This window comes from Saccharothrix hoggarensis, from assembly GCF_042678885.1.
In the GTDB taxonomy this organism is placed as follows: domain Bacteria; phylum Actinomycetota; class Actinomycetes; order Mycobacteriales; family Pseudonocardiaceae; genus Actinosynnema; species Actinosynnema hoggarensis.
The window spans coordinates 20675-27297 of record NZ_JBHTLK010000079.1; the positions used below are offsets into that span (position 1 = coordinate 20675).

The 6623-nt window shown below is 71.9% G+C and carries 6 protein-coding genes; 4 read left to right on the forward strand and 2 right to left on the reverse strand.

Going from position 1 to position 6623, the window contains the following annotated elements:
• Positions 1–2: 2 nt before the first annotated feature.
• Entirely contained in the window at positions 3–1463 is a 1461-nt protein-coding gene (locus ACFQ3T_RS17075) for an MFS transporter (RefSeq protein WP_380724258.1), read from the reverse strand.
• A gap of 9 nt (positions 1464–1472) precedes the next feature.
• On the reverse strand, positions 1473–2231 hold the full coding sequence (locus ACFQ3T_RS17080; protein WP_053715905.1) for a GntR family transcriptional regulator: 759 nt from the start codon (positions 2229–2231) through the stop codon (positions 1473–1475).
• A gap of 242 nt (positions 2232–2473) precedes the next feature.
• Between ACFQ3T_RS17080 and ACFQ3T_RS17085 the strand changes: the two genes are divergently transcribed.
• From ACFQ3T_RS17085 to ACFQ3T_RS17100, 4 genes are all read left to right on the forward strand, one after another.
• The gene (locus tag ACFQ3T_RS17085) at positions 2474–3760 is read left to right on the forward strand and encodes a sugar ABC transporter substrate-binding protein (RefSeq protein ID WP_380724259.1); all 1287 of its coding nucleotides are present in this window, start codon (positions 2474–2476) and stop codon (positions 3758–3760) included.
• Positions 3761–3767: 7 nt separating this feature from the next.
• Positions 3768–4754 (forward strand): carbohydrate ABC transporter permease, encoded by a 987-nt coding sequence (locus tag ACFQ3T_RS17090; RefSeq protein ID WP_380724260.1) that lies wholly within the window; start codon positions 3768–3770, stop codon positions 4752–4754.
• A gap of 5 nt (positions 4755–4759) precedes the next feature.
• Complete coding sequence (locus ACFQ3T_RS17095) at positions 4760–5590, forward strand: carbohydrate ABC transporter permease (RefSeq protein WP_380724265.1); 831 nt, start codon at positions 4760–4762, stop codon at positions 5588–5590.
• Between the two features lie 5 nt (positions 5591–5595).
• Positions 5596–6623 (forward strand): glycoside hydrolase family 3 protein (locus tag ACFQ3T_RS17100; protein ID WP_380724261.1); only part of this gene is annotated, 1028 nt, incomplete at its 3' end.

The following is a 6623-nucleotide window of genomic DNA, read 5'->3' on the forward strand; positions in this document are numbered from 1 at the left end:
CGCTAGTCGCGCACGCGCGGCGGCGGGGCGTCGACGCCGCAGCTGTGGCACTCGGGGGCGGGCTCCGGGTCGGCCCGCAGCACGTCGTTGTCGGCGCCGATCGCCAGCAGGCCTCCGACGACCGACGCCGCCGCGCACACCAGCAGCGCCGTCCGCCAGCCCGCGGTGAGCGCGACCGGGTCGGGGTACTGGGCGCCGGTCAGGCCCGCCACCGCGGGCAGCACGGCCACCGCGACCAGGCTGCCGGTGCGGGCGACCGCGTTGTTCACGCCCGAGGCGACGCCCGCGTACCGGTCCGGCGCGGCGGCCAGGACGGTCGCCGTCACCGGCGCCACCACCGCGGCGAGACCGACGCCGAACACGAGCAGGCCGGGCAGGACGCCGGTCCAGTAGCCCGCGCCCGGCTCGACCCACCGCAGCATCAGCATGCCGACCCCGATCAGGACCGGTCCTCCGATGAGTTGGGCGCGCGGGCCGATGCGCTGGGCGAGCTTCCCGGACCGCGCGGACAGCGCCAGCATGATCACCGTGATGGGCAGGCTCGCGAGGCCGGCGGTCGTCGGCGGGTAGCGCAGCGACACCTGGAGTTGCAGGACCATGAGCACCATGACCCCGCCGAGCGCCGCGTAGACGAGGAACGTCAGGGCGTTGGCCAGCACGAACGTCCGGTTGGCGAACAACGTCGGCGGCACGAGGGGGTCGCGGCCCCGGCGCTGCCGCACGACGAACGCGACCAGCGACACCGTGCCGACCGCGGCCGCCGTCACGACCACCGCGTCGGCGCCCCGGACCGGCGCCTCGACCAGGGCGGCGGTGATGCCCGCGAGGCCCAGTGCTCCGATGACCGAGTCGCCGATGTTGGGGTGGCCGGTCAGCTCGCGGTCCCGCGACTCGGGCACGTGACGGCGGGCCAGCCACACGCAGACCGCCGCGACCGGCAGGTTGACCAGGAACGCGAGCCGCCACGACCACGCCTCGACGAGCAGGCCGCCGACCAGCGGCCCGATCGCCGTCGCCACGCCGGACAGGCCGGACCAGGCCCCGATGGCGCGGCCGCGGTCCGTCCGGACGAACACCGACTGCAGGATCGCGAGCGAGCCGGGCGTGAGCAGCGCGCCGCCCACGCCTTGCAGCACGCGCGCCGCGACCAGCAGTTCCGTGGTCGGGGCCAGGCCGCAGAGCAGCGAGGCGGCGCCGAACCAGACGACGCCGAAGGTGAAGACGCGGCGGCGGCCGTACCGGTCGCCGAGCGAGCCGGCGACCAGGATCAGCGAGGCGAGGGCGAGCAGGTAGCCGTCGAGGATCCACTGGAGGCCGGCGACGGACGCGCCGAGTTCCGCGCCGACGCGGGGCAGGGCGATGTTGACGATGGTGCTGTCGAGCATCGCCATGCCGGAGCCGAGGATGGTGGTGGCGAGCACGGCCCGCGCCCGGCCCGTGCCCCACACCACCGTCTCGGCCACGGCGGACCGCTAGTCCGCGGGCCGGTTGAGCGTGGCCACGAACTTGTACCGGTCGCCGCGGTACACCGACCGCACCCACTCGACCGGGTTGCCCTCGGTGTCGAACGAGTGGCGCGACAGCAGCAGCATCGGCAGGCCGATGTCGGCGCCGAGCAGCTCGGCTTCCTCGGGCGAGGCGAGGGCCGTCTCAATAGTCTCCTCGGCGTGGCCCATCTCGACCCCGAACCGCTCGCGCAGGACCTGGTACAGCGACGCCCCGGGCGCGAGGTACCGGCGCAGCCCGCGGAAGCGGCCCAGCGCCAGGTGGGTCGTCTCGATGGCCATCGGCTCGCCGTCGGCCAGCCGCAGCCGGTGCAGCCGCAGCACCTTCGCGCCCGCCCGCACGCCGAGCAGCCGGGCCAGCTCGGCCTCCGCCGCCATCTCCGACGCCTCGATCAGGCGCGACGACGGCTGCCTGCCCTGCGCCTTCATGTCCTCTGTGTACGAGGACAGCTGGAGCCGTTGCGCCACCTTGGGTTCCGCGGCGAACGTCCCCTTGCCCTGCACGCGCAGCAACCGGCCCTCGACCGTGAGTTCCGCGAGGGCCTGCCGGACCGTGGTCCGCGACACGTCGAACTCGGCGGCCAGCGACCGCTCGGTCGGGATCGGAGATCCGGGCGGCAGCGCGCGCAGGAGGTCGAGCAGATGCCTCTTGAGTCCCCAGTACTTCGGCTCGCGCTGCGCGCGAGTCCTGGCGTCCACGCCAGTCGCAGGGCTCGTTTCGAGCATGCCTTCCTCCTCGCCCCTTGCCAGCCGACCTTGACAGCGCTCCCGGACACAGGATGCCTTGTCCACGTCGGATCGTGCGCCCGAACCCCCGACAAGGGCCCGGAAATTGCTCCGATGACTTTGCAACGGTCCAGCAACGGCCTTGACATGCCCTGTGGCGAGGCACACTCTAGGCCGCATTGGTCTACACCACTTTGGTCGTTCCGGTCGTGGGATCGGGGCATGGGGAAAGGGCGCACAACGTGAAGGGCTGGAGAGGACTGGCCGTAGGTGCCGCCGCACTCGCGGTGGCCGTGGCCGGATGTGGCACGAGCTCTGACGGCGGCAACAGCGGCAACTCCGGAGAACCCAAGACGCTGACGGTCTGGTTGATGGACGGCTCCGCGCCGACCACCCTGACCGACGCGCTGAACAAGGAGTTCCAGGACTCGCACCCCGGCGTCACCGTCAAGTACGAGGTCCAGAAGTGGAACGGCATCCAGGAGAAGCTGACCACCGCGCTGACCAGCAACAACCCGCCGGACGTCATCGAGCTGGGCAACACCCAGACGGCGAAGTTCGCGGCTGAGGAGACCCTGCTCGACCTGAGCGGCGACGTCTCGAACCTCAACGGCGACCAGTGGCTCGGCGGTCTCAAGGACTCGCTGACCTGGGACGGCAAGCAGTACGGCCTGCCGTTCTACGCCGCGAACCGCACCGTCATCTACCGGACGGACCTGTTCGAGGCCGCGGGCATCACGAGCACGCCGAAGTCGCGTGACGAGTGGGTCGCCGCCATCGAGAAGCTGAAGACCGCGAACGCGGCCGACCCCGAGTTCCAGTCCCTCTACCTGCCGGGCCAGTCCTGGTACGCCCTGCTGTCGTTCATCTGGGACGAGGGCGGCGACGTCGCCAAGGCGCAGGGTTCCGCGTGGGCCGGCGCCCTGAACACCCCCGAGGCCAAGGCGGGCGTCGACTTCTACAAGAAGCTCGTCGACACCTCCGGCACCAAGGCCCCGAAGGACGCCGACGAGGCCACGCCGCAGCAGATGGAGGTGTTCGGCACCGGCAAGGTCGGCATGATGATCGGTCTCCCGTGGGAGCTCGCGGGCGCCGTCAAGGCCAACCCGGACCTGAAGGAGAAGACCGCCGCGTTCCCGATCCCGTCGAAGACCGCGGGCAAGACCGCCCCGGTGTTCCTCGGCGGCTCGAACCTGGCGATCCCGGCGGGCAGCAAGAACAGCGACCTCGCCAAGGAGTACCTGAAGCTGCTCAGCTCCAAGAAGTACCAGGACATGCTGGCCGAGGGCGGCGCGGTGCCCGGCACCTCGACCGACACGTCCAAGCTGGCCACCACCCCGCTGGGCAAGGCGCTGGCCGAGTCCGCCCCGAACGGCAAGGTCACCCCGACCACGCCGGCGTGGGCCGCGGTCGAGGCGGGCCAGAACCCGCTGAAGGACATGCTGACCGCCTACCTGACCGGCGCGAAGACGCTGGACCAGGCCACGGCCGACGCCAACACCGCCTTGTCGAAGACCCTGGGCGGATGACGATCGCATGACGGCCGTGAACACGACCGACGCCGCGGTGCCGACGAACCACTCGTCGGCGCCGCGGCGTGCCGCACCGGACGGCGCGCCGCGTCGTCGTGGCGCCTTCGACCGGGCGCTGCCCTACCTGCTGCTGGCCCCCGCGCTGGTGGCCATCCTGTGGTTGATCGGCTGGCCCGTCCTCTCCGTCCTGGTCACGAGCTTCCGCAGGCTGAACCTGCGCGAGCTGACCCGCGGCGAGGTGGTGTGGACCGGCTTCGACAACTACGCCGAGATCCTCGGCGACCCGGCGTTCTGGGCGATCGCCGTGCGCACCGTCGTGTTCACCGCGGTCGTGGTGGCCGCGTCGGTCGTGGCGGGCCTGCTGATCGCGCTGCTCATGCGGCAGATCAGCCCCGTGGTGCGGATCGCCCTGCAGGTCGCGATGCTGCTGGCGTGGGCGATGCCGCTGCTCGCGGCGACCACCGTCTACCAGTGGATCTTCGACCAGCAGTACGGCATCCTCAACAAGACCCTGGTGAAGGTCGGGTTCGACTCCTTCGCCGGGTACTCGTGGTTCTCCACCGGCACGTCGACGCTGGCCGTGATCGGGCTGCTGATCGTGTGGCAGGCGATCCCGTTCCTGGCGTTCTCGCTGTACGCGGGCGCGATCGGCATCCCGAAGGACCAGTACGAGGCAGCCGGCATCGACGGCGCCTCGGCGTGGCAGACGTTCCGCTCGGTGACGTGGCCGGAGCTGCGGCCGCTGCTGCTGATGGTGACGTTCCTGTCGCTGCTGTGGGACTTCAAGGTGTTCGCCCAGATCTGGGCGATGAAGAAGGGCGGCCCGGACGGCGGCAGCACCACGCTGCCCGTCTACCAGTACCTCGAGGGCATCTCGAAGAGCCACTTCGGGGTCGCGGCGGCCGTGTCCGTGGTGATGGTGGCGCTGCTGGCGCTGCTCACGTTCCAGTACCTGCGCAGGCTGGTCCGCTCCCAGGAGGGCTCGCTGTGACCGCGTTGAAGGTGACCCGGCCCAAGAAGATCGTGGGCAACGTCGTCGCGCTGGTCGTGGCGCTGTTCTTCGCGTTCCCGACCTACTGGATGGTCGCGACCGCGCTGAAGCCCCGCAAGGACCTGCTGACCAGCGGGTACGACCTGGTGCCGTTCACGGTGACCGGCTCGAACTTCGCCACCGCGTGGGCCAAGCCGGGGTTCCTCGGCGCGCTGGGCAACAGCCTGCTGGTGTCGTTGAGCGCGGTGCTGGCGGCGGTCGTCGTCGGCCTGCTCGCGGCGGTGGCGCTGTCGCGGATGCGGTTCCGGGGCCGCAAGGGCTTCGTGATGATGATGCTGGTGGCCCAGATGGCGCCGTTCGAGGCGCTGCTGATCCCGATGTTCCTGATGATGCGCGACCTCGACCTGCTGGACCGGCTGCCGGCGCTGGCGCTGATCTACTTCGCGGTGACGCTGCCGTTCTGCGCGTGGACGCTGCGCGGGTTCGTCAACGGCATCCCGCTGGAGCTGGAGGAGGCGGCGATGGTGGACGGCTGCGGGCGGTGGGGCGCGTTCCGGCGGGTCACGCTGCCGCTGCTCGGCCCCGGTCTGGTGGCCACGTCGGTGTTCGCGTTCGTGACCGCGTGGAACGAGTTCCTGTTCGCGCTGTCGCTGATCAACGACCAGGCCAAGCAGACCCTGCCGGTGTGGCTGTCGGGGTTCCAGACCGCGTTCGGCACCGACTGGGGTGGCGCGATGGCCGCGTCGGCGCTGTTCACGCTGCCGGTGCTGGTGTTCTTCCTGATCGTGCAGCGCAAGATGGTCACCGGCGTCACCGCCGGTGCGGTGAAGGGGTAGACCGCATGTCGTTGCACCGGCTCGCGTCGGGTGTCCTGCTGCCGGGGTTCCACGGGACCGAGGCGCCGGACTGGCTGTTGAAGCGGGTGGCCGACGGGCTCGGCGGCGTGGTGCTGTTCGGGCGCAACGTCGTGCCGGGCGGACCCGACGGGCACGGCGGGGACGCGCAGGTCGCCGCGTTGAACGCGCAGCTGCGCGCCGCCCGCGCGGACGTCGTGATCGGGATCGACGAGGAGGGTGGCGACGTCACCCGGCTCGACGCGGGCCACGGCTCGGAGGTGCCGGGCAACCACGCGCTGGGCGCGGCGGGCGACCCGGGGCTGACGCGGTCGGTGGCGGCGTCGATGGGCTCGCGGCTGGCGGCGTGCGGGGTGAGCCTGAACCTCGCGCCGTCGGCGGACCTCGTGCTGACGCTGGAGGACCCGGTGATCGGCGTGCGGGCGTTCGGGTCGGACCCGGAGGCCGCGGCCGCGCACGTGGCGGCGTTCGTGGAGGGCATGCAGGCCGTCGGGGTCGCCGCGTGCGCCAAGCACTTCCCCGGCCACGGGGCGTCCACTGTGGACTCGCACGCGGCGCTGCCGGTGCTGCCGCGGTCGGTGGCGGAGCTGGCGGCGGTCGAGTTCGTGCCGTTCCGGGCGGCGGTGCTGGCGGGGGTGCGGTCGATCATGACCGGGCACCTCGTGGTGCCGGAGTGGGGTCCGGAGCCGGCGACGCTCAACCCGGTCGCGGTGCGCGTGCTGCGGGAGGAGCTGGGCTTCACCGGGGCGATCATCACCGACGGGCTGGACATGAAGGCCGTCGGCGGCGACCTGGCGCAGGGTTCCGTGCGGGCGCTGGTCGCCGGCGTGGACGCGCTGTGCCTGGGCGGCGAGCCGTTGGACGACGACGGGATGCGGTGGCTCGTGGACGCCATCGTGGCGGCCGTCGAGTCGGGCGAGCTGCCGGTGGAGCGGCTGGAGGAGGCGGCCAGGCGGACCGCCGCCCTGGGCGCGCCGCCCGCCGCCGTGGACGAGCACGACCCGGCGTTGGGCCT